This window comes from Pseudomonas sp. P8_229, from assembly GCF_034008635.1.
In the GTDB taxonomy this organism is placed as follows: domain Bacteria; phylum Pseudomonadota; class Gammaproteobacteria; order Pseudomonadales; family Pseudomonadaceae; genus Aquipseudomonas.
The window spans coordinates 5,008,513-5,034,673 of the sequence record NZ_CP125378.1 but is presented as its reverse complement, the minus strand read 5'-3'; the positions used below and the strand labels follow the sequence as shown (position 1 = coordinate 5,034,673).

The 26,161-nt window shown below is 60.9% G+C and carries 16 protein-coding genes; 7 read left to right on the top strand and 9 right to left on the bottom strand.

Annotated elements, in window-relative coordinates; genetic code table 11:
* Nucleotides 1–96: 96 nt before the first annotated feature.
* The 4 genes from ligA to QMK55_RS22785 form a co-directional block, all read right to left on the bottom strand.
* Nucleotides 97–2,454 carry an NAD-dependent DNA ligase LigA gene (ligA, locus tag QMK55_RS22800; RefSeq protein ID WP_320330004.1) on the bottom strand — a complete coding sequence of 786 codons (2,358 nt, stop codon included), beginning with the start codon at nt 2,452–2,454 and terminating at the stop codon, nt 97–99.
* Between the two features lie 87 nt (nt 2,455–2,541).
* On the bottom strand, nt 2,542–3,405 hold the full coding sequence (gene zipA / locus QMK55_RS22795) for a cell division protein ZipA (protein ID WP_102358971.1): 864 nt from the start codon (nt 3,403–3,405) through the stop codon (nt 2,542–2,544).
* Between the two features lie 259 nt (nt 3,406–3,664).
* Entirely contained in the window at nt 3,665–7,153 is a 3,489-nt protein-coding gene (gene smc / locus QMK55_RS22790; RefSeq protein WP_320330003.1) for a chromosome segregation protein SMC, read from the bottom strand.
* 2 nt (nt 7,154–7,155) lie between these two features.
* Nucleotides 7,156–7,815 (bottom strand): GntR family transcriptional regulator, encoded by a 660-nt coding sequence (locus tag QMK55_RS22785; RefSeq protein ID WP_320330002.1) that lies wholly within the window; start codon nt 7,813–7,815, stop codon nt 7,156–7,158.
* A 268-nt stretch (nt 7,816–8,083) separates the two neighbouring features.
* Between QMK55_RS22785 and xdhA the strand changes: the two genes are divergently transcribed.
* The 4 genes from xdhA (at nt 8,084) to guaD (ending at nt 14,226) form a co-directional block, all read left to right on the top strand.
* Nucleotides 8,084–9,538, top strand: a complete 1,455-nt coding sequence (gene xdhA, locus QMK55_RS22780; RefSeq protein WP_320330001.1) for a xanthine dehydrogenase small subunit — start codon at nt 8,084–8,086, stop codon at nt 9,536–9,538.
* Nucleotides 9,531–11,924, top strand: a complete 2,394-nt coding sequence (gene xdhB, locus QMK55_RS22775) for a xanthine dehydrogenase molybdopterin binding subunit (RefSeq protein ID WP_102358967.1) — start codon at nt 9,531–9,533, stop codon at nt 11,922–11,924. Before xdhA ends, xdhB begins: the two co-directional genes overlap by 8 nt.
* Nucleotides 11,925–12,050: 126 nt before the next feature.
* Nucleotides 12,051–12,908, top strand: coding sequence for a xanthine dehydrogenase accessory protein XdhC (gene xdhC / locus QMK55_RS22770; RefSeq protein ID WP_320330000.1), 858 nt, complete (start codon nt 12,051–12,053; stop codon nt 12,906–12,908).
* 13 nt (nt 12,909–12,921) lie between these two features.
* Nucleotides 12,922–14,226, top strand: coding sequence for a guanine deaminase (guaD, locus tag QMK55_RS22765; RefSeq protein ID WP_320329999.1), 1,305 nt, complete (start codon nt 12,922–12,924; stop codon nt 14,224–14,226).
* A gap of 107 nt (nt 14,227–14,333) precedes the next feature.
* Here guaD and QMK55_RS22760 read toward each other — a convergent pair whose 3' ends face one another.
* A complete protein-coding gene (locus QMK55_RS22760) occupies nt 14,334–15,098 on the bottom strand; it encodes a GntR family transcriptional regulator (protein WP_007961054.1) in 765 nt (254 codons plus the stop codon).
* Nucleotides 15,099–15,454: 356 nt separating this feature from the next.
* Here QMK55_RS22760 and QMK55_RS22755 point away from each other — a divergent pair, with 356 nt between their 5' ends.
* A complete protein-coding gene (locus QMK55_RS22755; protein ID WP_320329998.1) occupies nt 15,455–16,645 on the top strand; it encodes a benzoate/H(+) symporter BenE family transporter in 1,191 nt (396 codons plus the stop codon).
* 256 nt (nt 16,646–16,901) lie between these two features.
* On the opposite strand, the gene QMK55_RS22750 is transcribed toward QMK55_RS22755, so the two are convergent.
* Entirely contained in the window at nt 16,902–17,246 is a 345-nt protein-coding gene (locus QMK55_RS22750; RefSeq protein WP_003223308.1) for a YggL family protein, read from the bottom strand.
* A 234-nt stretch (nt 17,247–17,480) separates the two neighbouring features.
* Here QMK55_RS22750 and dacB point away from each other — a divergent pair, with 234 nt between their 5' ends.
* Complete coding sequence (gene dacB / locus QMK55_RS22745) at nt 17,481–18,941, top strand: D-alanyl-D-alanine carboxypeptidase/D-alanyl-D-alanine-endopeptidase (protein WP_025110337.1); 1,461 nt, start codon at nt 17,481–17,483, stop codon at nt 18,939–18,941.
* Between the two features lie 125 nt (nt 18,942–19,066).
* Here dacB and QMK55_RS22740 read toward each other — a convergent pair whose 3' ends face one another.
* Nucleotides 19,067–21,454, bottom strand: coding sequence for a diguanylate cyclase (locus tag QMK55_RS22740; protein WP_102358959.1), 2,388 nt, complete (start codon nt 21,452–21,454; stop codon nt 19,067–19,069).
* A gap of 145 nt (nt 21,455–21,599) precedes the next feature.
* Complete coding sequence (rlmKL, locus tag QMK55_RS22735) at nt 21,600–23,870, bottom strand: bifunctional 23S rRNA (guanine(2069)-N(7))-methyltransferase RlmK/23S rRNA (guanine(2445)-N(2))-methyltransferase RlmL (RefSeq protein ID WP_102358960.1); 2,271 nt, start codon at nt 23,868–23,870, stop codon at nt 21,600–21,602.
* Nucleotides 23,871–24,400: 530 nt separating this feature from the next.
* On the opposite strand from rlmKL, the gene rmf reads away from it, so the two are divergent.
* A complete protein-coding gene (gene rmf / locus QMK55_RS22730; RefSeq protein WP_003223300.1) occupies nt 24,401–24,616 on the top strand; it encodes a ribosome modulation factor in 216 nt (71 codons plus the stop codon).
* 309 nt (nt 24,617–24,925) lie between these two features.
* On the opposite strand, the gene QMK55_RS22725 is transcribed toward rmf, so the two are convergent.
* A complete protein-coding gene (locus QMK55_RS22725; protein ID WP_320329997.1) occupies nt 24,926–25,948 on the bottom strand; it encodes a quinone-dependent dihydroorotate dehydrogenase in 1,023 nt (340 codons plus the stop codon).
* Between the last annotated feature and the right edge of the window lie 213 nt (nt 25,949–26,161).

The window sequence follows — 26,161 nt, the reverse complement described above, 5'->3', positions numbered from 1 at the left end:
CCAACGCTCTGCGTGGGAGTACATCCAGTGACGCTCTGCGTCACAGCGGACGCGAAGCGTCCGGGGCGGCATTCCCACGCGGGAGCGTGGGAACGATCAAACGTTCAGGCCGTGGGTTTTGAGGAAGGCGATGAAGGTTTCTTCGTCCATCACTTTTACACCCAGCTCATTGGCCTTGGTCAGCTTGGAACCGGCGCCGGGGCCCGCGACCACACAATGAGTCTTCGCCGACACCGAACCAGCGACCTTGGCGCCGAGGCTTTCCAGATGCTCCTTGGCGACATCACGGCTCATCAACTCAACCTTGCCGGTCAGCACCCAGGTCTCGCCGGACAGCGGCAAACCTTCGACGACTTTCTTCTCGCTCTGCCAGTGCATGCCGAAATCACGCAGTTGTTTCTCGGACTCTTCAGCTAATTGACGATGTTCAGGAGCAGCAAAAAACTCGCGCACCGAATTCGCCTGCTTCTCCGGCAAGGCCTGACGCATATCCAGCCAGTCAGCATTCATCACCGCTTCCAGCGAGCCAAACTTGTCCGCCAGTTTCTGCGCGCCACCCGGGCCAACCGAAGGAATGTGCAGCTTGTCGAGGAAGCCACCCAGCGTGGTGCTGGCCGCGAACTCGGCACCCAACTCGCCCTGATCCTGAATCTGCAGACCGTGCCCCAGCAGCTCGGCGATCACCTGCTGGTTGTGCGCATCTTCAAAGAAGCTGTGAATCTCATGAGCCACTTCCAACCCGACGTCCGGCAGGTAGGTCAAGACTTGCGGCAACGCCTGCTGCACACGCTCCAGCGAACCGAGCGAGCGCGCCAGGACCTTGGCCGTCTCTTCGCCGACATCGGGAATGCCGAGGGCGTAGATGAAACGCGCCAGCCCCGGCTTCTTGCTGTCTTCGATCGCCGCCAGCAGTTTGTTGCTGGACACCTCGGCGAAGCCTTCCAGATCGACAATATCGTCGAATTTCAGCGCATACAGATCGGCCGGCGAACTGACCAGACCTTCGTCAACCAGTTGCTCGACGCTCTTGTCGCCGAGACCTTCGATGTCCATGGCGCGGCGCGACACGAAGTGGATGATCGCCTGTTTCAGTTGCGCACCACAGGCCAGACGGCCGACGCAGCGGTACACCGCACCTTCGCTGATGGTTTCCTTGCCTTTGCTGCGCTTGACCAGTTGCGTGCGCTCGACGTGGGAACCACAGACCGGGCAGCTCTCGGGAATCTGCACGGACCGTGCGTTCTCGGGACGACGGTCCATGACCACTTGTACCACTTGCGGAATCACGTCACCGGCGCGGCGGATGATCACGGTGTCGCCAATCATCAGGCCCAGACGCGCCACTTCATCCATGTTGTGCAGCGTGGCGTTGGCCACGGTGACGCCAGCGACCTTGACCGGTTTCAGCCGCGCCACGGGAGTCACGGCGCCGGTGCGGCCGACCTGGAATTCCACGTCGAGCAACTCGGTGAGCTCTTCCATCGCCGGGAATTTGTGCGCGATCGCCCAGCGCGGTTCGCGGGCGCGGAAGCCCAGCTCGCGTTGATCGGCGATGCGGTTGACCTTGAACACCACGCCGTCGATTTCGTAGGCCAGCGCGTTACGTCGTTCGCCGATGTCGCGGTAATAATCCAGGCATTCGCCGATGCCTTTGGCCAGTTTCAGCTCATGGCTGATCGGCATGCCCCACGCCTGCAATTGCTTGAGGTTGCCGATGTGGGTGTCGGAAATATCGTGGGAGACCTGGCCTATGCCGTAGCAGCAGAATTCCAGCGGACGGTTGGCGGTGATCTTCGAATCCAGCTGACGCAGGCTGCCGGCCGCGGCGTTGCGCGGGTTGGCGAAGGTCTTGCCGCCGACCTCCAACTGCGAGGCGTTGAGGCGCTCGAAACCGGCCTTGGACATGAACACCTCGCCGCGCACTTCCAGGGTCGCGGGCCAGCCTTCGCCATGCAGCTTCAGCGGGATGTTGCGCACGGTGCGCACGTTGACGCTGATGTCTTCACCGGTAGTGCCGTCGCCGCGCGTGGCGCCGCGTACCAATACGCCGTCCTGATACAGCAGGCTGACCGCCAGGCCATCGAGCTTCGGTTCGCAGCTGTACTCCACCGCCGCACCGCCACCGAACAGATCACCGGCCGGCAGATCCAGCCCTTCAGTCACCCGGCGGTCGAACTCGCGCATGTCGGTTTCTTCGAAGGCATTGCCGAGGCTGAGCATCGGCACTTCGTGACGCACTTGGGTGAACGCGGTCAGGGCCACGCTGCCGACGCGCTGGGTCGGTGAGTCGCTGGTGATCAGTTCCGGATTGGCCGCTTCCAGCGCCTTGAGCTCGTGGAACAACCGGTCGTACTCGGCGTCCGGAATGCTCGGCTCGTCGAGGACGTGGTAACGGTAGTTGTGCTGATCGAGTTCAGCGCGCAGTTCTAGGATGCGGTTTTTGGCGGCGGTCATGGGTGTTCTCTCATAAAGCAAAAGAGCAGCCGAGGCTGCTCAATCTATATTGCCGACTGCCTCTTGGGGATGAGGCAATCTTTTCAATCAGCGTTTCTGGGTCAACGCGCGGCGTTCGAATTCGACGATACGCTGACGGTAATGCTCAATGGTTTGCGCGGTCAGAACGCTGCGCTGGTCATCTTTCAACTCGCCGTTCAGTTCCTGGGACAGCTTGCGGGCTGCCGCCACCATCACGTCGAAGGCCTGCTTCGGATGACGCGGGCCTGGCAGGCCGAGGAAGAAGCTCACTGCCGGGGTGCTGAAATGGTCGATGTCGTCCAGATCGAAGATACCCGGCTTGACCGCATTGGCCATGGAGAACAGCACTTCGCCGTTGCCGGCCATGCTTTCGTGGCGGTGGAAAATGTCCATCTCGCCAAAACGCAGACCGCTTTCCAGAATGTTCTGCAACAGCGCCGGGCCTTTGAAGCCGGCAGCGTCACGGCAGATCACGCTGATCACCAGCACTTCTTCGGCTTGCGGCTGGTCTTTGTCGACCACGGCAGGCGCAGGCTTGGTGTCTTCAACGAAATCGTCGTCACGGCTGCTGAAGCTCGGGCCGTCGTCCAGATCCAGATCCAGGTTCAAGTCGCCCTGCGCCGAACCTTTGCTGCCACGCTTGCCACGTTTCGAGCCGGATTCGCGAGGCTCGCGTGCTTCGCGGGCCGGCATGCTCACCGACGGCAGATCGTGTTCGTCCAGTTGTGGCTCTTTATGCGTGTCCAGAACACGGGCCGGGCCCAACAGCTCAGCGCTGGTGTCCTCGTCCGGCAGGTTGGACAGACTTCGGTCAAGACGGAATTTCAGTTTTCCCTTGCCGCCGCGCATACGGCGCCAGCCATCGAAAAGAATACCGGCTATCACAATGATGCCGATGACGATCAGCCACTCGCGCAGACCGATTTCCATGTAATCCCGTGCCTCTATAAAAAATGCTGAAAAATAAGGGGTTTACACTGTGCAAACCGCTTTAAAACGTGGCGCCAACTCTATGTTCTGACAGGCGTTTTGCCCACGTATACGAAAAATTGACATTAAACTAGCACGACCAAAGACAACTTTACACCGTCTGTCTCATTGGCTTGCGCGAATATGTCGATTGGCCAGCAAGTCGAACCCGGTAAAAAAGTCCTACAACACCAAATTACCTTTCCGACACCACGCTGACTCAGGCGTCCACCATCGCCATCGCCTCCTCGACATCCACTGCAACCAGTCGCGAACAACCCGGCTCGTGCATCGTCACCCCCATCAGTTGATCAGCCATTTCCATGGCGATCTTGTTGTGGGTGATATAGATGAACTGCACGGTCTGCGACATTTCTTTAACCAATCGTGCGTAGCGTCCAACGTTAGCGTCATCCAGTGGCGCGTCAACCTCATCGAGCATGCAGAACGGCGCCGGGTTCAACTTGAAGATGGCAAAAACCAGTGCCAGCGCGGTCAGGGCTTTTTCCCCGCCGGAGAGCAAATGGATGGTGCTGTTCTTCTTCCCTGGCGGCTGCGCCATGATCGTTACCCCTGTATCGAGTAGATCTTCGCCCGTCAGTTCCAAATACGCGCGCCCGCCACCGAAAACTTTTGGAAAAAGTGCCTGTAAACCGCCATTGATCTGATCAAAGGTATCTTTGAAGCGGTTACGGGTTTCCTTGTCGATCTTGCGAATGACGTTTTCCAGGGTCTCCAGCGCTTCGACCAGATCGGCGTCCTGCGCATCCAGATAACGTTTACGCTCGGATTGTTGCGTGTACTCGTCGATGGCCGCGAGGTTGATCGCGCCCAGGCGCTGAATCCGCGCATTGATCCGTTCGAGTTCATCTTCGGCGGCGCGTTCACTGGCCTCGGGGGTCAATGTCGCGAGCACACCATTGAGATCGTAGCCGTCTTCGAGCAGTTGATCCTGCAAGGCCTTGCGCCGCACGGTCAGCGCTTGCCATTCCATGCGTTGCTGTTCGAGCTGGCCGCGGATCAGTTGCGATTGCTGCTCGGCCTGGGTCCGGCGTTTTTCCGCCTCGCGCAATTCGCGGTCGGCGTCTTCCAGAGCGATTTGTGCGGTCTTGAGTTCTTCGTCGACGCTCATGCGCTTGTCGAGCAGTTCTTCGAGTTTGAGGCGCAACTCTTCCAGCGGCGCTTCGCCCTCCTCCAGATTCAGACTCAACTGTTCGCGCTTTTCGGTCAGGCGCTCGGCCTGCATTTCCAGACGCTCCAGCGCCTGACGCGTAGAGTCATGCTGCGCGCGCAACGAGCCGAGGCGCACCGCCAATTGATGGGCGTGATCCTTGTGCTGCCGCGCTTCCTGGCGCACGCGGTCGAGGCGTTCGCGCAGGCTGTCGCGCTGGGCCAGCAGCAATTCGCGCTGCTCGGTGTCCAGCGCCATGGCATCCAGCGCTTCCTGCAATTGCATGCGCGCTTCGCCAACCTGTTCGTGCTCAAGCTCGCGTTGTTCACCGAGTTCGACCAACTCTTCATCAAGACGCGTGCGGCGCAAAGTCAACTGCTCGGCCTTGGCTTTGCCGGCGGACAACTGGGCTTTCAACTCACCTTGCGAACGGGCTTCGTCTTGCAGCAAACGGCGCAAATGCTCGCGGCCGTTTTCCTGCTGACGCTGCTGCGCACGCAGGGTTTGCAGACGGGTTTCCATGGCCTCGACCGTGGCTTCTTTCTCCTCGCGTTCGAGGTGCAGCGCTTCGATTTCCTGACCACGAGCGAGCATGCCGCTTTCCGCTTCGCTGGCCCGACGCACACGCAGGAAGTGCCGACCGATCCAGTAACCGTCGCGGCTGATCAGGCTCTCGCCGGCGCTCAATTGCCCACGCAAGGACAATGCCTGCTCGAGGCTGTCGACCGGTTTGACCTGACCGAGCCACGGCGACAGATCGATCTGCGCGTCGACTTTATCCAGCAAGCTGCCCGCCGCTCGCACACCATCATTGCCGGGGCTGAGCAGGCGCAGATCGCCCTGAGTGAAACCGGATAAATCGAAACCACTGAAATCGTCGACCAGCACCGCTTGCAGATCGGCGCCGAGCACGGTTTCCACCGCCAGTTCCCAACCGGCTTCGACCTTCAGGCCTTCGGCCAGACGCGGGCGCTCGGTGAGGTTGTGTTCCTTCAGCCATTCGGCGGTGCCGGTGCCCGGATCCAGCGCGGCTTGCTGCAAGGCTTCAAGAGACGCGAGACGACCGTTGAGGCGCTGCAAATCGCCCTGCGCCTGTTGCTGCGCGGTCAGCGCCTGCTGCAATTCCTGACGCAGTTGTTCGAGTTTTTCGACTTGGGCTTCTTCGCTGGTCTGCAAATCTTCGAGGGTCGCTTCGGACTCGGCGAGCTGCTCGTTGAGCTCCATGATCGCCGCGTCTTCCGGATCAGCCGAGAGCAACGCGCGCTCTTCGCCGAGGCGTTTCTGCCGGTCAGCGAGGCGCTCCATGCTGGTTTCCAGCTGCTGGATACGCGACTGCTGCACTTCGGCCTGACGCCGCGGTTCGGCGGCGGTCAGGTTGAACGTGTCCCACTGCTCCTGCCAACCGTGCATGACGCTTTCGGAATCTTCCAGCGCAGCGGCGGCTTCTTCGGCAGCGGCGCTGGTGACCTCCTGCTCGGGCACGAGCATGTCCAGCTCTTCGCCGAGGGTCAGCAGCAACGTACGGTCGTGGCCCAGGTGCGATTCGGTTTCCAGGCGCGCGCGTTCGGCTTCTTTCAGATCGTCCTGCAACTGGCGCAGGCGTTGCTGGCCGTGCTGAATGCTCTGCTCGACCCGGGCGATGTCGCCGCCGACCGAGTAGAAGCGCCCTTGCACCAGATTGAAGCGTTCGGACAGTTCATGGTGTCCGTCGCGCAGGCGCTCGATGGCCGCATCGGCATTGCGCTGCTCGGCGACCAGCGCCTCGAAACTGACTTCCTGGGTGCCGATGATCGACTCGCGCTGGCCGACCTGTTCGTTGAGATCCTGCCAGCGCAAGGCCGACAGTTGCGCTTTGAGCTGACGCTCCTCGGCTTTGAATTCCTGATACTTCTTGGCGGACTCGGCCTGACGGTGCAAGCGTTCGAGCTGGCGTTCGAGCTCTTCGCGCAGGTCGGTCAGACGCGCGAGGTTTTCGTGGGTACGGCGGATGCGGTTTTCGGTCTCGCGCCGGCGCTCCTTGTACTTGGAGATACCCGCTGCTTCTTCGATGAAGTTGCGCAGGTCTTCGGGCTTGGACTCGATCAGCTTGGAGATCATCCCCTGCTCGATGATCGAATAGCTGCGCGGACCGAGGCCGGTGCCGAGGAAGATATCGGTGATGTCGCGACGACGGCATTTGGTGCCGTTGAGGTAATAAGTGGTCTGGCTGTCGCGGGTCACCTTGCGGCGGATGGAAATCTCCGCGTAGGCCGCGTATTCGCCCAGAAGCGTGCCGTCGGAGTTGTCGAACACCAGTTCGATACTCGCCTGGCTCACGGGTTTGCGACTGGTCGAGCCATTGAAGATGACGTCGGTCATCGACTCGCCACGCAGGTTTTTCGCCGAGCTTTCGCCCATCACCCAGCGTACGGCGTCGATGATGTTCGACTTGCCGCAACCGTTCGGCCCGACGACCGCCGCCATGTTACTGGGGAAGTTCACCGTGGTCGGGTCGACGAAGGACTTGAACCCCGCCAGTTTGATGCACTTTAGCCGCACGCTCAGGCAACCGTCAGGGCGGAAACCACCAGATCGCAGCTGCGCTGGGCGTAAGCCGTCAGCACGGTGCGGATCTGCGGCAAATCACGGGCGAGGACAGCGGCCAGCAGGCGTTCGAACAGCTCGAGGAACTCGCTCATTTCGGCCTTGCGCTGTTCGAGGGCGAGAAAGTACGCACGGCTCATGGCCGGCTGCAGGTTCTCGACGGTCTCTTGCAGGTACGCGTTGTTGGCGAATGGGTACGCAGCGCGCATCACGCTGAAGCTGTCGTCGACGAAGGTGCGGATGTCCTGACGCTCGTAACTGGCAGTCAGACGCTGTTGGATCTGCACGAACGGCGCCATGTCGGCCTGGGTCTGCCAGCCATTGGCGACCGCGTTGCCGAGCAGGATGTACAGCTCGCTCATCAGCGTGCACAGGCTCTGCACCTTGTGCGCGGTGAGTTCGGTGACATGGGCGCCACGTCGCGGCAGAATCGCGATCAGGTGGCGGCGTTCGAGGATCAGCAGGGCTTCGCGGACCGATCCGCGGCTGACATTGAGGGCCAGCGTGACCTTCTGTTCCTGAATGCGCTCTCCCGGCTTCATTTCGCCACGAATGATGCGTTCGGCGAGGTGGTGAGCGATTTGCTCGGCGAGGCTGTCCGGCGCCTTGAACGTCATGGTTGTCCTTCAAACTCTTCGATCTGCACAAGCGGCGCAGTGTAGCGCAAATGCAGGCTCATGGCGGAGTGCCCGCAGGACGGTTTTTGGCACGATTCAAGCAAAAAAAGCAGTGGATCCGCTCAGGGTCAATACTCAATAGAGCACACGTTAATCGACAAAACCGTTTTTCCTGACCTTTAAGTCAGAAAACCATTGACCGAAAAGTCAGACCTGCTAAATTCGGCTCAAGTCGGTTAACAACAATAATGAGTCTGCGAGGCCTTCCGTGATCCAGTTTTTACTTAACCAGGAACTCCGTAGCGAGCACGCCCTGGACCCGAATCTGACCGTGCTCAATTACCTGCGCGAACATGTAGGCAAGTCCGGCACCAAAGAAGGCTGCGCCAGCGGCGACTGTGGCGCCTGCACCGTGGTGGTCGGCGAGTTGCAAACGGATGACGACGGCCGCGAACACATTCGCTATCGCAGCCTCAATTCGTGCCTGACCTTTGTTTCGTCGCTGCACGGAAAACAACTGATCAGCGTTGAAGACCTCAAACACAAAGGCGAATTGCACAGCGTGCAGAAAGCCATGGTCGAGTGCCACGGCTCGCAGTGCGGTTTCTGCACCCCAGGTTTCGTCATGTCGCTGTTCGCCCTGCAGAAGAACAGCGATGCACCGGATCATGCCAAGGCCCACGAAGCGCTGGCCGGCAACCTCTGCCGCTGCACCGGCTACCGGCCGATCCTCGCCGCGGCCGAGCAGTCGTGCTGTGGCAAGCAACCGGATCAGTTCGATGCCCGCGAAGCCGAGACCATCGCCCGCCTCAAAACCATCGCCCCGACCGATATCGGCGAACTCAACAGCGGCGACAAGCGCTGCCTGGTGCCGCTGACCGTGGCTGATCTGGCAGATCTCTATGACGCTTATCCACAAGCGCGGCTGCTGGCCGGCGGCACCGATCTGGCGCTGGAAGTCACGCAGTTCCACCGCACCTTGCCGGTGATGATCTACGTCGGCAATGTCGCGGAAATGAAGCGCATCGAAATCTTCGATGACCGCATCGAAATCGGCGCCGCCACCGCCCTCTCCGACTGCTACGAAGCGCTGAACACCGAGTACCCGGACTTCGGCGAACTGCTACACCGCTTCGCCTCCCTGCAGATCCGCAACCAGGGCACCCTCGGCGGCAACATCGGCAACGCCTCGCCGATCGGTGATTCGCCACCGCTGCTGATCGCCCTCGGCGCACAGGTCGTGCTGTGCAAAGGTGAAACCCGCCGCACCTTGAACCTGGAAGATTACTTCATCGACTACAAGGTCACCGCGCGCCAGGAAAGTGAGTTCATCGAAAAGATCATCGTGCCGCGCGCCAGCGCCGAGCAGTTGTTCCGTGCCTACAAAGTCTCCAAGCGTCTGGACGACGACATCTCCGCCGTCTGCGCCGCGTTCAATCTGCGCGTCGAGAACGGTGTAATCACCGATGCGCGCATGGCGTTCGGCGGCATGGCCGCGATCCCGAAACGTGCCGCCCACTGCGAAGCCGTGTTGATCGGTGCGCCGTTCAACAACGCCGTGGTCGAACGTGCCTGCGCCGCACTGGCCGAAGACTTCACACCACTCTCGGACTTCCGCGCCAGCAAGGAATATCGCCTGCTCAGCGCGCAGAACCTGCTGCGCAAATACTTCATCGAACTGCAAACACCGCACATCGAGACTCGGGTGACCGCTTATGTCTAACCATCACGGCGTAGAGAAAACTCAAGCTGAACTGGCTGAACTGTTCGCCAGGGACCTGACCACCGGCGTTGGCCGCAGCGTCAAGCACGACAGCGCCGCCAAGCACGTGTCCGGTGAGGCGCAGTACATCGATGATCGTCTGGAATTTCCGAACCAGCTGCACCTTTATGCACGCATGTCGGACCGCGCCCACGCGAAAATCATCAGCATCGACACCTCGCCCTGCTACGCCTTCGAAGGCGTGCGCATCGCCATTACCCACGAAGACGTGCCGGGTCTGAAAGACATCGGCCCATTGATGCCGGGCGACCCGCTGCTGGCCATCGACGACGTGCAATTCGTCGGCCAACCGGTGCTCGCCGTTGCCGCGAAAGACTTGGAAACCGCACGCAAAGCGGCGATGGCCGCGATCATCGAATACGAAGATCTGGAGCCGGTACTCGATGTGGTCGAGGCCCTGCGCAAACGCCACTTCGTGCTCGACAGCCACACCCATCAGCGCGGCGATTCGGTGTCCGCACTGGCGACCGCTGAACACCGCATTCAAGGCACGCTGCACATCGGCGGCCAGGAACACTTCTACCTCGAAACCCAGATCTCCTCGGTGATGCCCACCGAAGACGGCGGCATGATCGTCTACTGCTCGACGCAGAACCCGACCGAAGTGCAGAAACTGGTCGCCGAAGTGCTCGACGTGTCGATGAACAAAATCGTCGTCGACATGCGTCGCATGGGCGGTGGTTTCGGCGGCAAGGAAACCCAGGCTGCCAGCCCGGCGTGCCTGTGCGCAGTCGTCGCGCACCTCACTGGCCAGCCGACCAAGATGCGCCTGCCGCGCGTCGAAGACATGCTGATGACCGGCAAGCGCCACCCGTTCTACGTCGAGTACGACGTCGGCTTCGACAGCACCGGGCGCCTGCACGGGATCAACATGGACCTGGCCGGCAACTGCGGCTGCTCGCCGGACTTGTCCGCGTCGATCGTTGACCGCGCGATGTTCCACTCGGACAACTCGTACTACCTGGGCGATGCGACGATCAATGGTCACCGCTGCAAGACCAATACCGCATCGAATACCGCCTACCGGGGTTTCGGCGGCCCGCAAGGCATGGTCGCGATCGAAGAAGTGATGGACGCGATTGCCCGTCACCTCAACCTCGATCCACTCGCTGTGCGCAAGGCCAACTACTACGGCAAGACCGAGCGCAACGTCACCCACTACTACCAGACCGTCGAGCACAACATGCTCGAGGAAATGACCGCCGAGCTTGAAGAAAGCAGCCAGTATCACGAACGCCGCGAAGCGATCCGCCGCTACAACGCCAACAGCCCGATCCTGAAAAAAGGCCTGGCGCTGACCCCGGTGAAATTCGGCATTTCGTTTACCGCAAGCTTCCTCAATCAGGCCGGCGCACTGGTGCACGTCTACACCGACGGCAGCATTCACCTGAACCATGGCGGCACGGAAATGGGCCAGGGCCTGAACACCAAGGTCGCGCAAGTCGTAGCCGAAGTGTTCCAGGTGGAAATGGATCGCGTGCAGATCACCGCGACCAACACCGACAAGGTGCCGAACACCTCGCCCACCGCCGCCTCCAGCGGTGCCGACCTCAACGGCAAGGCCGCGCAGAACGCCGCCGAGATCATCAAGCAGCGGCTGGTGGAATTTGCTGCGCGGCACTACAAGGTCAGCGAAGAAGACGTCGAATTCCACAACGGCCACGTGCGCGTGCGTGACCACATCCTGACCTTCGAAGCGCTGATCCAGCTGGCGTATTTCAATCAGGTGTCGCTGTCGAGCACCGGCTTCTACAAGACCCCGAAAATCTACTACGACCGCAGCCAGGCCCGGGGTCGGCCGTTCTACTACTTCGCCTTCGGCGCGGCGTGCTGCGAAGTGATCGTCGACACCCTGACCGGCGAGTACAAGATGTTGCGCACCGACATCCTCCACGACGTCGGTGCCTCGCTGAACCCGGCGATCGACATCGGTCAGGTCGAGGGCGGTTTCATCCAGGGCATGGGCTGGCTGACCATGGAAGAGCTGGTCTGGAACAACAAGGGCAAGCTGATGACCAACGGCCCGGCCAGCTACAAGATCCCGGCCGTGGCGGACATGCCGCTCGACCTGCGGGTGAAACTGGTGGAAAACCGCAAGAACCCGGAAGACACGGTGTTCCATTCCAAGGCTGTCGGCGAGCCGCCGTTCATGCTCGGGATTGCGTCGTGGTGCGCGATCAAGGACGCAGTGGCGAGCCTCGGTGACTACAAGCATCAGCCGCAGATTGATGCCCCGGCGACGCCGGAGCGGGTGTTGTGGGGTTGCGAGCAGATGCGTCAGCTCAAAGCGGTGAAAGCCGTCGAAGCTGAAACCGAGGTTGTTTGATGATCGTTCCCACGCTCTGCGTGGGAATGCAGCCCGCGACGCTCTGCGTCGCATCCTGAACAGCGGACGCGGAGCGTCCAGTGATGCATTCCCACGCAGAGCGTGGGAACGATCTGAGAGGTGTGTATGTACAACTGGATCGACGCCCTCGCCGACCTGCAGAACCAGGGCGAACCCTGCGTTCTGGTGACGATCATCGAAGAACTCGGCTCGACCCCACGCAATGCCGGGTCGAAAATGGTCGTCAGCGCGAATCAGACCTTCGACACCATCGGTGGCGGGCATCTGGAATACAAAGCCATGCAGATCGCCCGCGAGATGCTCGCCAGCGGTAAGCAGGACACCCATCTCGAGCGTTTCAGCCTCGGCGCCAGCCTTGGCCAGTGCTGCGGCGGCGCCACCGTGTTGCTGTTCGAACCGATGGGCCAGGTACAGGCGCAAATCGCCGTGTTCGGTGCCGGCCACGTCGGCCGCGCCTTGGTGCCGCTGCTCGCCAGCCTGCCCTGCCGGGTGCGCTGGATCGATTCGCGCGATGCCGAATTCCCCGAACACATCCCCCACGGCGTGCGTAAAATCGTGTCCGAAGAGCCTGTGGATGAAATCGATGAGCTGCCCGCCGGCAGCTATTGCATCGTCATGACCCACAACCATCAGCTCGACCTTGAACTCACTGCCGCGATTCTCAAGCGCAACGACTTCGCCTACTTCGGCCTGATCGGTTCGAAGACCAAACGCGCGAAGTTCGAACACCGTTTACGTGATCGCGGCTTCGACAGCGGCGTCGTGCAGCGCATGCGCTGCCCGATGGGCATCGGCGAAGTCAAAGGCAAACTGCCTGTGGAAATCGCCATCTCCATCGCCGGCGAAATCATCGCCACCTATAACGCCAACTTCGGCCAGCAGACTGCCAGCGCCGAACCGATTGCCAAGCTGCTGCCGGTTTCGCGGCGCAGTCAGGCCGCCAAACTCAAAGCCTCAAACTGATTAGAGAACCCTCATGCCTCTGACTCGCAAAGCCTACCGCGCCGCCATCCTGCACAGCATCGCCGATCCCGCCGAAGTCGGGATCGAAGCCTCCTACGAATATTTCGAGGATGGCCTGCTGGTGGTCGATGGCGGCAAGATCAGCGCCCTCGGCCACGCCAGCGAACTGCTGCCGACCCTGCCGGCGGACATCGAGATCGAGCACTACAAAGACGCGCTGATCACCCCGGGCTTCATCGACACGCACATCCACCTCCCGCAAACCGGCATGGTCGGTGCCTACGGCGAGCAACTGCTCGACTGGCTCAACACCTACACCTTCCCGTGCGAAAGCCAGTTCGGTGACAAGGCCCACGCCGACGATGTCGCGGACATTTTCATCAAGGAACTGCTGCGCAACGGCACCACCACCGCACTGGTGTTCGGCAGCGTGCACCCGCAGTCGGTGAACTCGTTTTTCGAAAAGGCTGAGCAGTTAGATCTGCGGATGATCGCCGGCAAGGTGATGATGGACCGCAACGCGCCGGACTACCTGACCGACACCGCCGAATCGAGCTACGTCGAGAGCAAGGCGCTGATCGAACGCTGGCACGGCAAGGGCCGCCTGCACTACGCAGTCACCCCGCGTTTCGCCCCGACCAGCACCCCGGAACAGCTGACCCTCGCCGGCCAGTTGCTCACCGAGTACCCGGATCTGTACATGCAGACCCACATCAGTGAGAACCTCAAGGAAATCGAGTGGGTCAAGGAGCTGTTCCCGGAGCGCAAGGGCTACCTCGACGTTTACGATCACTACCAGTTGCTCGGCGAGCGTTCGGTATTTGCTCACGGCGTGCACTTGTGCGACGACGAATGCGCGCGTCTGGCCGAGACCGGCTCGGCGATCTCGTTCTGCCCGACCTCGAACTTCTTCCTTGGCAGCGGCCTGTTCAACCTGCCGATGGCCGAAAAACACAAACTGAATGTCGGCCTGGGCACTGACGTCGGCGGCGGCACCAGTTTCTCGCTGCTGCAAACCCTGAACGAAGCCTACAAAGTCATGCAGTTGCAGGGTGCGCGCCTGAGCCCGTTCAAGTCGCTGTACCTGGCGACCCTCGGCGGTGCGCGGGCGCTACGCCTGGAAGACAAGATCGGCAACCTGCAACCGGGTTCCGACGCCGACTTCCTGGTGCTGGATTACCACGCCACGCCGCTGCTCAGTTACCGCCTGAAGCAGGCCAACAACATTGCCGAGACGTTGTTTGTGTTGATGACGCTGGGGGATGACCGCACGGTGCAGCAGACGTATGCGGCGGGTGCGCTGGTGCATCAGCGCTAATTTTCCCCCGCCCCATGATCGTTCCCACGCTCTGCGTGGGAACGATCAGACAGGCAAAAAAAATCCCCCGCAATTTTTCAGCTGCGGGGGATTTTTCTATTGGTCAGTCAGAGCTTGGCCGCCGGACGCCCAGGCTTCTTGGTCTGCAACAGATGCGAGAACACCGCGTGCAGGTCATCTGACGCACTTTCCTCGTCAAGGTTGAGCTTGCTGTCGATGTGGTCCATGTGGTGCATCATCAGGTCTACCGCCAGCTCACCGTTGCGCGCTTCGATGGCGTCGATCAACTGGGTGTGCTCGTCGTAGGAGCAATGCGAGCGGTTGCCGCTTTCGTACTGGGCGATAATCAGCGATGTCTGCGACACCAGACTGCGCTGGAAGCTGATCAACGGTGCGTTTTTCGCCGCTTCCGCCAGTTTCAGGTGGAATTCGCCCGACAGACGGATACCGGCACCGCGATCGCCACGGGAAAAGCTGTCGCGCTCGTCGTTGACCATCTGGCGCAATTCGGCGATCTGCTCGGCGGTGGCGTGCTGCACGGCCAGCTCGGTGATCGCGCGCTCCACCAGACGGCGGGCCATGAACACCTGACGCGCTTCTTCAACGCTCGGGCTGGCAACCACGGCGCCACGGTTCGGCCGCAACAGCACCACGCCTTCATGGGCCAGACGCGACAGCGCGCGGCGAATGATGGTGCGGCTGACCCCGAAGATTTCCCCCAACGCTTCTTCGCTCAATTTTGTGCCGGGCGCCAGACGCTGTTCGAGGATGGCCTCGAAGATATGCGCATAGACAATATCGTCCTGGGTTCCGCTGCGGCCGGCTTTGCCTGCTCGCGGTTGTTTCTTGAGGGGTTGCAACTGTTCGTTCATGGGCACTCGAGTCGGGAGAACTGCGGCGAATAGACCGTGACTGTAATACGGCACAGTAGGTCGCTGGCAAGTATCGCGTAAAAAACAGCGCGATTGTACACAATGGATGGTGGCAACACGACTGTATGGCTGTTTGTGACCACGGCTGTATTGCAACGATCCGTTACGATTGAGTTTAGGCTTGATCGCAGAATCCGCCTTTTACACACAATCCACTGTAGGAGTGAGCCTGCTCGCGATAGCGGTGTGTCATTCAGCAATGATTCGACTGATATACCGCAATCGCGAGCAGGCTCACTCCTACAAGGGTTTATGTTGTGGCGGGGATCTTCATCTGTATAAGGAACACCGCCGTCATGAATGACGCCACTTACACCCGGCTACGCCCGCTCGCCGACACTTCGCCCTCAGCCATCGTCGCCGGGTTCATCGCAATGATGACTGGCTACACCAGCTCACTGGTGCTGATGTTTCAGGCCGGACAAGCGGCGGGCCTGAGCAGCGGGCAGATTTCCTCGTGGATCTGGGCAATCTCGATCGGCATGGCGGTGTGCTCGATCGGCCTGTCGCTGCGCTACCGCACGCCGATCACCATCGCCTGGTCGACACCGGGCGCGGCCCTGCTGATCACCAGTCTGGGTGGTGTCAGTTATGGCGAGGCCATCGGCGCCTACATCACCTGCGCGGTGCTGGTAACGATCTGTGGCCTGACCGGCAGCTTCGAACGCCTGGTGAAGAAGATCCCGGCCTCGCTGGCGGCCGCGTTGCTGGCGGGGATTCTGTTCAAGATCGGCAGCGAAATCTTCGTCGCTGCGCAACACCGCACCGGGCTGGTGCTGGGGATGTTCTTCACCTACCTGGTGGTCAAACGCCTGTCACCGCGTTACGCCGTGCTGGCGGCACTGCTGATCGGCACCGCACTCTCCGGTTTCATGGGCCTGCTGGATTTCAGCGGCTTTCATCTGGAAGTGGCGACGCCGGTGTGGACCACCCCGCACTTCTCGCTGGCCGCAACCATCAGCATCGGCATCCCGCTGTTCGTCGTGGCCATGACCTCGCAGAACATGCCCGGCATCGCCGTGCTGCGCGCCGACGGCTACAACGTCCCAGCCTCGCCACTGATCACCACCACCGGCATCGCCTCATTGTTACTGGCGCCGTTTGGCTCCCACGGCATCAACCTGGCAGCGATCAGCGCGGCGATCTGCACCGGGCCGCACGCCCATGAAGATCGCAACAAACGCTACACCGCCGCCGTGTGGTGCGGAATTTTCTACGGGATTGCCGGGGTGTTTGGCGCAACGTTGGCGGCGTTGTTTGCCGCACTGCCGAAAGAACTGGTGCTGTCGATTGCCGCGCTGGCGCTGTTCGGCTCGATCATCAATGGCTTGAGCATTGCCATGACCGAAGTGAAGGAGCGCGAAGCGGCGCTGATTACCTTTATGGTCACGGCGTCGGGGTTGACGCTGTTTTCCATTGGTTCGGCGTTTTGGGGGATTGTGGCGGGGGTTTTGACGGTGGTGATTCTGAATTGGCGCAAAGCTTAAGATCAAAAGCCCCTCATCGGAACGCCGCCCGCCTAGCCCTCTCCCGGAGGGAGAGGGGACTGACCGAGGTGCTTGGAAGACATACGCCGAAGTGGGATACCGAGTCGAACTCAAATTTTGAAAAGCCTACATATCGGCTCCCTCTCCTTCGGGAGAGGGCTGGGGTGAGGGGCAGACTCACCACAAATCCCAAGCCGAACACCCAAACCCCAGACGAAAAAAAACGGCGACCCTCAGGTCGCCGTTTTTTTCAGTATCACTTAGCCGCGTTGATCGGCTTTTCCGGATACCAGACGTCCAGCAGCGGGCTGACGGTCATGCCGGTCAGTTCGCTACGGTTTTTCAGCCAGGCTTCAACGGCAGCGCGCTGCTCTTCGTTGACCGAGCCACGCTTCTGCAGGCACACCAGACCGAAGTCGTCGCCGCCGACATAGCCCAGACCGTTGGCTTCCATGGCTTCTTTGATGAATGCTTCGAGGAAAGCGTCAATGGCTTCTTCGGACAAGTCTTCTTTGAAGTCCAGGTTCAGTTCGAAACCCAGCTCTTGGAATTCATCAACGCACAGTTTTTTGCGCAGACGCTGGGAACGGTTAGTCGCCATTGGAACAATCCTCTTAAGTAATAACGGCCGGCACTTTACCAGTTTAAGCGGTCAATTGCCCGACTCTCTGGGCGCTGTGACCAACCGCCTGTAAAAAAAATAACGAAATGGCCGCCCCGGGCAAGGCACAAGCTGTTACACCTTGGGGCATAATGCCGACACTTTCATGACCACTGAGGGCTTTTTCATCCATGCCCTCGTTATTTTCCCCTCTTCTGCAGGGTTTTATTTCATATGATCAAATCGTTGCGTCCACTGTTTCTCGCCGGCCTTCTTCTGCCTCTGGCCCTGCCGGTTTCTGCGGCCACCATCAACACTGCCCTCACGCCTAACGTCGAAAAAGCCCTCAAGGCCAGCAAACTGCAGCCCACTGCGCTGTCGCTGGTCATGATCCCGCTCGACGGCCCAGGCAATCCGACCGTGTACAACGCCGACGTCTCGGTCAACCCGGCCTCGACCATGAAACTGGTCACCACCTACGCCTCGCTGGAAATGCTCGGCCCCAACCATCAGTGGAAAACCGAGTTCTACACCGACGGCGACCTGAGCGGCGGCATCCTCAACGGCAACCTGTACCTCAAGGGCGGCGGCGATCCGAAGCTGAACATGGAAAAACTCTGGCTGCTGATGCGCGATCTGCGCGCCAACGGCGTGACTCAGGTCACCGGCGACCTGATCCTCGACCGCAGCTTCTTCATCCAGCCGCAACTGCCCGAGTTCAATGACGACGGCAACGACGAGAACAAGCCGTTCCTGGTCAAGCCGGACTCGCTGCTGGTCAACCTCAAGGCCCTGCGCTTCGTCGCGCGCAATGACGGTGGCCGGGTGCTGATCTCGGTGGAACCGCCGATTGCCAGCGTGCACATTGAAAACACGGTCAAGGCGCTCAATTCCAAACAGTGCACCGGTGGCGTGCGCTACAACCCGGTGACCCAGCCTGACGGCAGCGTGACCGTGACCGTCGCCGGCCAACTGGGCGATGGCTGCAGCTCGCAGACTTACCTGTCACTGCTCGACCACGCGACCTACACCGCCGGCGCCGTGCGCGCGATCTGGAAAGAACTGGGCGGCAGCATCCAGGGCAAGGATCGCCTCGCCGCGACCCCGAGCAGCGCCAAACTGCTGGCCCGCGCCTACTCGCCGGATCTGGCGGAAATCATCCGCGACATCAACAAATACAGTAACAACACCATGGCCCAGCAGCTGTTCCTGAGCCTGGGCCAGAAATACCGCAACGAAGCTGACGGTGACGACGCCAAGGCCGCGCAGCGCGTAGTCCGCCAGTGGCTGGCGAAGAAAGGCATTACCGCGCCGCACCTGGTGATGGAGAACGGCTCCGGGCTGTCGCGCGCCGAACGCGTCAGCGCCCGCGAGATGGCCAACATGTTGCAAGCTGCCTGGCACAGCCCGTACGCCGCCGAGTACATCAGCTCGCTGCCGATTGCCGGCACTGACGGCACCATGCGCAAACGCCTGAAAACCACCGCGATGCGCGGCGAAGCCCACGTCAAGACCGGCACCCTGAACACCGTGCGCGCGATCGCCGGCTTCAGCCGCGACGTCAACGGCAATACCTGGGCGGTGGTGGCGATCCTCAACGACAAGGCCCCGTTCGGCGCGTCGTCGGTGCTGGATCAGGTGCTGCTGGATCTGTACAAGCAGCCGCGGTTGCCGCAGACCGCTTCGGCGCTGTAAAAACACAGCCGATCTAATGTGGGAGCGGGCTTGCTCGCGAAGGCGTCAGTTCAGTCAGTATTTTTGGTGACTGACACGCCGCCTTCGCGAGCAAGCCCGCTCCCACAGGGGATTGGCGTAACAGGCTAGCTCATCTGCTCAACCCGATCCCGTCCGGCCTGCTTCGCCGCGTACACGCCCGAATCCGCTCGCAACAACAGCGCATCCGCGCCCTCCCCCGGTCGCCAGCTGGCGATGCCGAAACTGGCTGTCACCACCCCGACCACGTCCACCGGCGCACTGCGCAAGCCTTGCCACAGCTCCATGGCAAGGATGTAGGCGTGCTCGCCGTCGATGTCCGGGCACAGCACCATGAATTCCTCGCCGCCCAGACGGCAGAACACATCCGTGCGCCGCAAGCGATGGCCGATGCGTTCGCACACCGCCTGCAACACACGGTCGCCCACGGCATGGCCGTACTGGTCGTTGATCCGTTTGAAGTGGTCGATGTCGAGCATGATCACCGACAGTTCGCCGCCGCCGCGCTCGACCCGGGCCATTTCGGTGGTCAGGCGCTCCTGAAAATAGCGGCGGTTGTGGATGCCAGTCAGTGAGTCGGTGACCGACAGCGCCCGCAGTTCCTCTTCCACCCGCTTCAGGTCGGAAATGTCCGAGATGTAGCCGTGCCACAGCACACCGCCGCCCGGCAGCTCTTCCGGCGTCGCCTCGCCGCGCACCCAGCGCAGGCCGCGCTCGGGCAGTTGCACGCGGTATTCCTCGCGCCAGGGACTGAGGTTTTCCGCCGAGGCGCGAATCGAGGTGCGTACACGGGTGATGTCTTGCGGATGAATGCGGGAAAAGATCGCTTCGGCATCGAGCAGCAGCACGTCCGGCGCCAGCTCGTAGATCTCGCGGATGCCGTCACTGGCATAGATCACGCTGAAGCGCCCGTCGAATTCCATCTTGAATTGGTAGATGCCGCCGGGCACGTGAGCGCTGAGCTTTTTCAGCAGCACATCCCGCGCCGCCAGCGCCTCGTGCACGCGCTTGCGTTCGGTGATGTCGATGCAGATCGCCAGATGCCCGACCCACAGTCCCTGCTCATCGAGCACCGGGGTGGCGAGCATGTTCACCGGCAGATGGCTGCCATCGCTGCGCACCAGCGTCCACTCGCGCGCTTCATGACCACCGACCTCGCCGCCCTCGACCAGCATCGCGTGGCAGGTTGGAATGCTCTTGCCGTAGCGCGCGCCCAACTCCGCCGAACGCGCTGCCAGTTCGCGCGGCAGGTGCAGGTTTTCCAGGGTCATGTGGCCGACGACATCGGCGCTGCTGTAGCCGAGCATCTGTTCCGCGCCGGGGTTGAAGGTGTTGATCACCCCACGCAGATCGGTGGCGATGATCGCCACTTGTGTTGCCGCGTTCAGCACTCCGCGCAACTGGCCATGGGTGCCGCGTAATTCCTGCTCGCGGTCATGCAGTTCCTGGGTGCGCAACTCAACCATGCGCAAGGCGCGCTGACGCTGACTGACCAGCACATACAGCAACGCGCTGAGCAACAGACTCAGCAGCGCACCCAGCACCACCAGGCTGCTGATCGACGAATGGTTGGCCTGCAGAAAGGCTTCGCTGGGCTGCATGTCCACTTGATAGTCGTGGTCAGCCAGACGCAACAAGCGCGTGGCAGAAAGATCACTGGCCCCCGCTTTGTTGGCCGACTCGTACAGCACCTCATGCTGATCCTCGGTGGACAGATCGAGGATGCGTACGCTGAGGAAGTCCTGGCTGTCCTCGGGCAAGCCGTCGGCCAGCAACTGATGCATGCTGATCACCGCCATCACATAGCCTTCCGGCGGCCCTTTCGGTGCTCCTTCACGGGTGACTGGCGCCAGCAGCAACACGCCCCGGGCATACGCCGGATCGATGCCCACCAGGTGCAACGGCTGTGAAACCGCCATGTGCCCGGTGCGGTCGGCACGCTCCAGTGTTGCCCGACGCAACGGTTGCGCGAGCAAGTCGTAACCCAGGGGCGTCGGCAGGTGACTCTGGCTCTGGGTGTAGATCACGGGCACGTATTCAGGGCGATCTCCGGCCGCCTGCAACTGGTCTTCGGCGTTCAGCTCACGAAAGGTGAAGGTGCTGAAACCCTCGTCGCGCACGGCTTGTTCGACCGCCGGACGCTCGGCACGGCTCACCCGCGGCGCATAGGAATAGGCCTGGGTACGCAATAACAGGGGTTTGGCATAACCGTCGAATTCGGCACGAGACACCGAACGGGAGTTGGCGAAGAAACGGCGCAGGCCATCGAGGCGCTGTTCCTGATCCTGAAAACGTTCTTCGATACGGCTGTAACGCTCATTGGCCAACAGCTGGAAGCGTTGCCGCAATTGATGATGAAACTGGTTGAGGGTGGCCCAGGCGAGCAGCCCCGTGAGAATCCCGCCGGCGAGCAATACCAGCAGCGCGACCAGCCAGGCCGAGACTTCTTCGCTGATAAAACCCAGAATCCTTGGGCGCACGGGGTGCAACGACATAAGGGCAGCTCACTACGCCAGTATTTGCGGGAAAACCCCATTGACCGTGTGTGAGTTATAGCTATTAGCCACTAATTTAGCTAGCGCAGGAGGATCCACGGAGCCTTTAAAAATCAAGGCTCTGTGGATCCAATTGCGCAAAGCGTCAACGAGCCGTGATTTTCCAGGCGCGGTGGATTTTGGTGTTGCGGGCGAAATCCGGGTCGATGGTCTGGGCGCTGATTTCCTCGACCGCGTAGCGCTCGGCGAGGTTCTCCTCCAACTGGAACTTGCGGAAGTTGTTGGAGAAATACAGCACGCCACCCGGCGCCAGACGGGCCATGGCCAGGTCGATCAACTGCACCTGGTCACGCTGCACGTCGAAGATGCCCTCCATGCGCTTGGAGTTGGAGAAGGTCGGCGGATCGATGAAGATCAGGTCGTACTCGTCCCGGCTGCTTTCCAGCCATGCCATCACATCGCCCTGTTCCAGACGGTTCTTGTCGGAGAAACCGTTCAGCGACAGGTTGCGGCGCGCCCAGTCGAGGTAGGTTTTCGACAGGTCGACGCTGGTGGTGCTGCGCGCACCGCCCTTGGCCGCGTGCACGCTGGCCGTCGCGGTATAGCAGAACAGATTGAGGAAGCGCTTGCCGGCCGCCTCTTTCTGAATGCGCATGCGGATTGGACGGTGATCGAGGAACAGCCCGGTGTCGAGGTAGTCGGTGAGGTTCACCAGCAGCTTGACGCCGCCTTCGCTGACCTCATTGAACTTGCCCTGCGCGGCCTGACGCTCGTACTGTTTGGTGCCGCTCTGGCGCTCGCGGCGTTTGACCACCACGCGGCTTTTGTCGACGTTCAGCGCCTGCGGAATGGCGGCCAGGGCGTCGAACATGCGTGCCGAGGCCTTTTCCGGATCGATCGATTTCGGCGCAGCGTATTCCTGCACATGCACCCAATCGTGGTACAGGTCGATGGCCATCGCATATTCCGGCATGTCGGCATCGTAGACGCGGTAGCAATCAATGCCTTCGCGCTTGACCCACTTGCCCATGGCCTTGAGATTCTTTTGCAGACGGTTGGCAAACATCTGCCCGCCTTCGCTCAAGCGCGGCTGCTCGATCACCGGAGCCGGTGCTGGCGCCGGCTTGATCGGGTTGCCGTTCTTGTTGAACTTGCGCTCTTGCGGCTCGTCCGGGGTCTGGTCATAAGCGGCTTGCTCGCGCTCGGCCTGACGTTGTTCCGGGGTGCGGCGCTCGCCAGTGACGAACTGATCCGGCAGCACTTTGATCAACAGCAGCTTGCACGGCAACGCGCCGTTCCAGAACGAATACTGTTTGTGGCTGCGAATGCCCATGCGCTTGCCCAGATCCGGCGCACCGGTGAACACCGCTGCTTCCCAGTTCAGGCAGGCCTGACGCAGACGCTCACCGAGGTTCTGGTAGAGGTACAGCAAGCTGGCTTCGTCACCCAGACGCTCGCCGTATGGCGGGTTGCAGATCACCAGACCTTTCTGGTTCTGATCCGGACGCGGCTCGAAGGTCGCGACTTCGCCCTGGTAGATCTTGATCCACTCGCTCAGGCCAGCACGCTCGACGTTGTTGCGGCCTGGCTGAATCAGACGCGGGTCAGCTTCATAACCACGAATCCACAGCGGTGGCTTGGCCAGACCGGCAGCGGCACGCTCAACAGCTTCTTCATGGAGTTTTTTCCACAGCGCCGGGACGTGACCCAGCCATGCGGTGAAGCCCCACTGCTCGCGGCGCAGGTTCGGCGCCATGTCGGCGGCGATCATGCCGGCTTCAACGAGGAACGTACCGACACCACACATCGGGTCAGCCAGCGCGCCGCCTTCGGCCGCAATGCGCGGCCAGCCGGAGCGGATCAGGATCGCCGCCGCGAGGTTTTCCTTCAGCGGCGCAGCGCCCTGCTGCAGGCGGTAACCGCGCTGGTGCAGGCTGTGGCCGGAGAGATCGAGGGACAGGATCGCTTCGCCGCGATCCAGACGCAGGTGAATGCGCAGGTCCGGGTTGAGCTTGTCGATCGACGGGCGGTCGCCTTGCGGGGTGCGCAGTTTGTCGACGATGGCGTCCTTGACCTTCAAGGCGCCGAAGTGGGTGTTGTCGATCCCCGAGCCGTGGCCGCTGAATTCAACGGCCAGGGTGCCGTCGCTGAGCATGTGATCCTGCCACTCGACGTCGAGTACGCCGTGGTACAGGTCTTCGGCGTCCTTCATCGGGAAGCGCTTGAGCACCAGCAATACACGGTTGGCCAGACGCGACCAGAGGCACAGGCGGTAAGCGGTTTCCATGGTCGCCATGCCACGCACGGCGGAGGTGTGCTCGCGGGCGTCTTCAAGGCCAAGCCCGACGGCTTCCTCGATGAGCAGGCCTTCAAGGCCTTTGGGGCAAGTGAGGAAGAGTTCGAAACGATCGGACATGGTATTTCCAGAGCCTTTGGCTAGTGAATCGGCAACGCATTGCCGATCCGGTTTTCAATCAGGCGCTTTTCTAAAAGAGCGCCCGCGTGGCACGAAGGTGTGCCGTTCCATCCCCACTGCTCGGGTTAAAAGAGCTTAGATGCAAGGACAGATAAAAAAGTTGATGAAACAAAAAGTCTTAAAGCGACCCTTCGTCGCTTAGTACCCCAGCGCAAACGTGGGTCATTCTCACTAAAGGATTAACCCCATCATCCAGCGCGGGGCCGATCATACCGGGGTTTGCTGAAAAAACGTTCATGAAACCCGTCGTTACTTATGGCTGTAGCACTATTTTCGTTACGTCCTTATGACAAAACGATCATTCCCTCGGTGTGACTCATTGGTTAGAACTGAACACAGGTTGACGTCGCAACGGCGTCAACACCTTGGCTCGCCACGCCGGCAGCGAGCCGCCCCCGGCAGAGTTTTTCTGCCAGACCTCGGTTGAGGTCAACGCGACACAAACAGTCAACAAGTGAGGGAAACACCCTATGAGAAGACTTAAGCGTGATCCGTTGGAAAGAGCATTTTTGCGCGGATATCAATATGGCGTTGGTGGCAAATCCCGTGAGCTTTGCCCATTTACTCTACCGTCGGTACGTCAAGCCTGGATCAACGGCTGGCGAGAAGGACGCGGCGACAACTGGGACGGTATGACCGGCACTGCGGGAATCCACAGACTCAACGAACTTCACGCCGTCGGCTGACACAGGGCATTTATTCCGACACGACAATCTGAATTTGTAACGACTTACCATGCACGTCCTTCCCGGACGGCGGGCTGCGGCCCAGGGGCTCCTTCGAGGAGCCCTTTTTTATGCCAGTTCAGCCGCAAAGTGATCCTTGTGACTTCAGAGACTTCCGGATCCTGTGGCGAGGGGATTTATCCCCGATTGGCTGCGCAGCAGTCGCAAATACTGATATCCCGATTTACCTGACACAGTGAGGTGAATGGTTTTGGGGCCGCTTCGCAGCCCATCGGGGATAAATCCCCTCGCCACAAAAGCCCCTCACAGTTATTTGCGCAGGGCGGCGATCGCGTCCACGGACTCACGAATCAGCGCCGGGCCTTTGTAGATGAACCCGGAATAGATCTGCACCAGGCTTGCACCCGCAAGAATCTTCTCGGCCGCATGCTTGCCTTCAGTGATGCCACCGGCAGCAATGATCGGCAAACGTCCAGCCAACTCGCCCGCCAGCACCTTCACGGTATTCGTGCTCTTCTCACGCACCGGAGCGCCGGACAGACCGCCCGCCTCGTCACCATGCTCCATGCCTTCGACGCCAATACGGCTCAGGGTGGTGTTGGTGGCGATCACCGCGTCCATACCGGTTTCGATCAGCGCTTGAGCCACTTGCGCGGTCTCTTCGTCGGTCATGTCCGGAGCGATCTTGATCGCCAGCGGTACGTGCTTGCCGTGACGCAGGGCCAGTTCGGCGCGGCGCGTGGCCAGGTCCGCCAGCAACTGCTTGAGCGAATCACCGAACTGCAGGCTGCGCAGGCCCGGGGTGTTCGGCGAGCTGACGTTGACGGTGATGTAGCTGGCGTGGGTGTAAATCTTGTCCAGGCAGATCAGATAATCATCCACCGCGCGCTCGACCGGGGTGTCGAAGTTCTTGCCGATGTTGATCCCCAGCACGCCCTTGTATTTGGCCGCCGCGACCCGCGCCAGCAGGTTATCGACACCGAGGTTGTTGAAACCCATGCGGTTGATGATCGCCTCGGCTTCCGGCAGACGGAAGATCCGTGGTTTCGGGTTGCCCGGCTGCGGACGCGGGGTCACGGTGCCGATTTCGACAAAACCGAAGCCCAGTTGCGAAAAGCCGTCGATGGCCGCGCCGTTCTTGTCCAGACCGGCCGCCAGACCCACCGGGTTCGGAAAATCCAGGCCCATGACGGTCACCGGCACGTTCGCCGGCTTCTTGCACAGCATGCCGTTGAGGCCCAAACGCCCACCCGCGCCGATCAGATCCAGCGACAGATCGTGGGAGGTTTCCGGGGAAAGTTTGAACAACAGCTGACGGGCCAGGGTGTACATGGGCGGCGATGACTCGGGCGGCGAAAAGAGGCGGCGATTATAGCCGGGCAACGCCCCCCGGCGCGAGGCGCACACGCAAATCAGCCCGACTGGCATATGCCTTGCACCTTCCGGGTTATCAGCCCACAGGCCAATGGCGGCGTGCGGGCACGGACAACGGCGTCGTTCTTCGGTTTTGCCTGGGCAAAGCCTGGGACGACGTTTTTTTTGAAG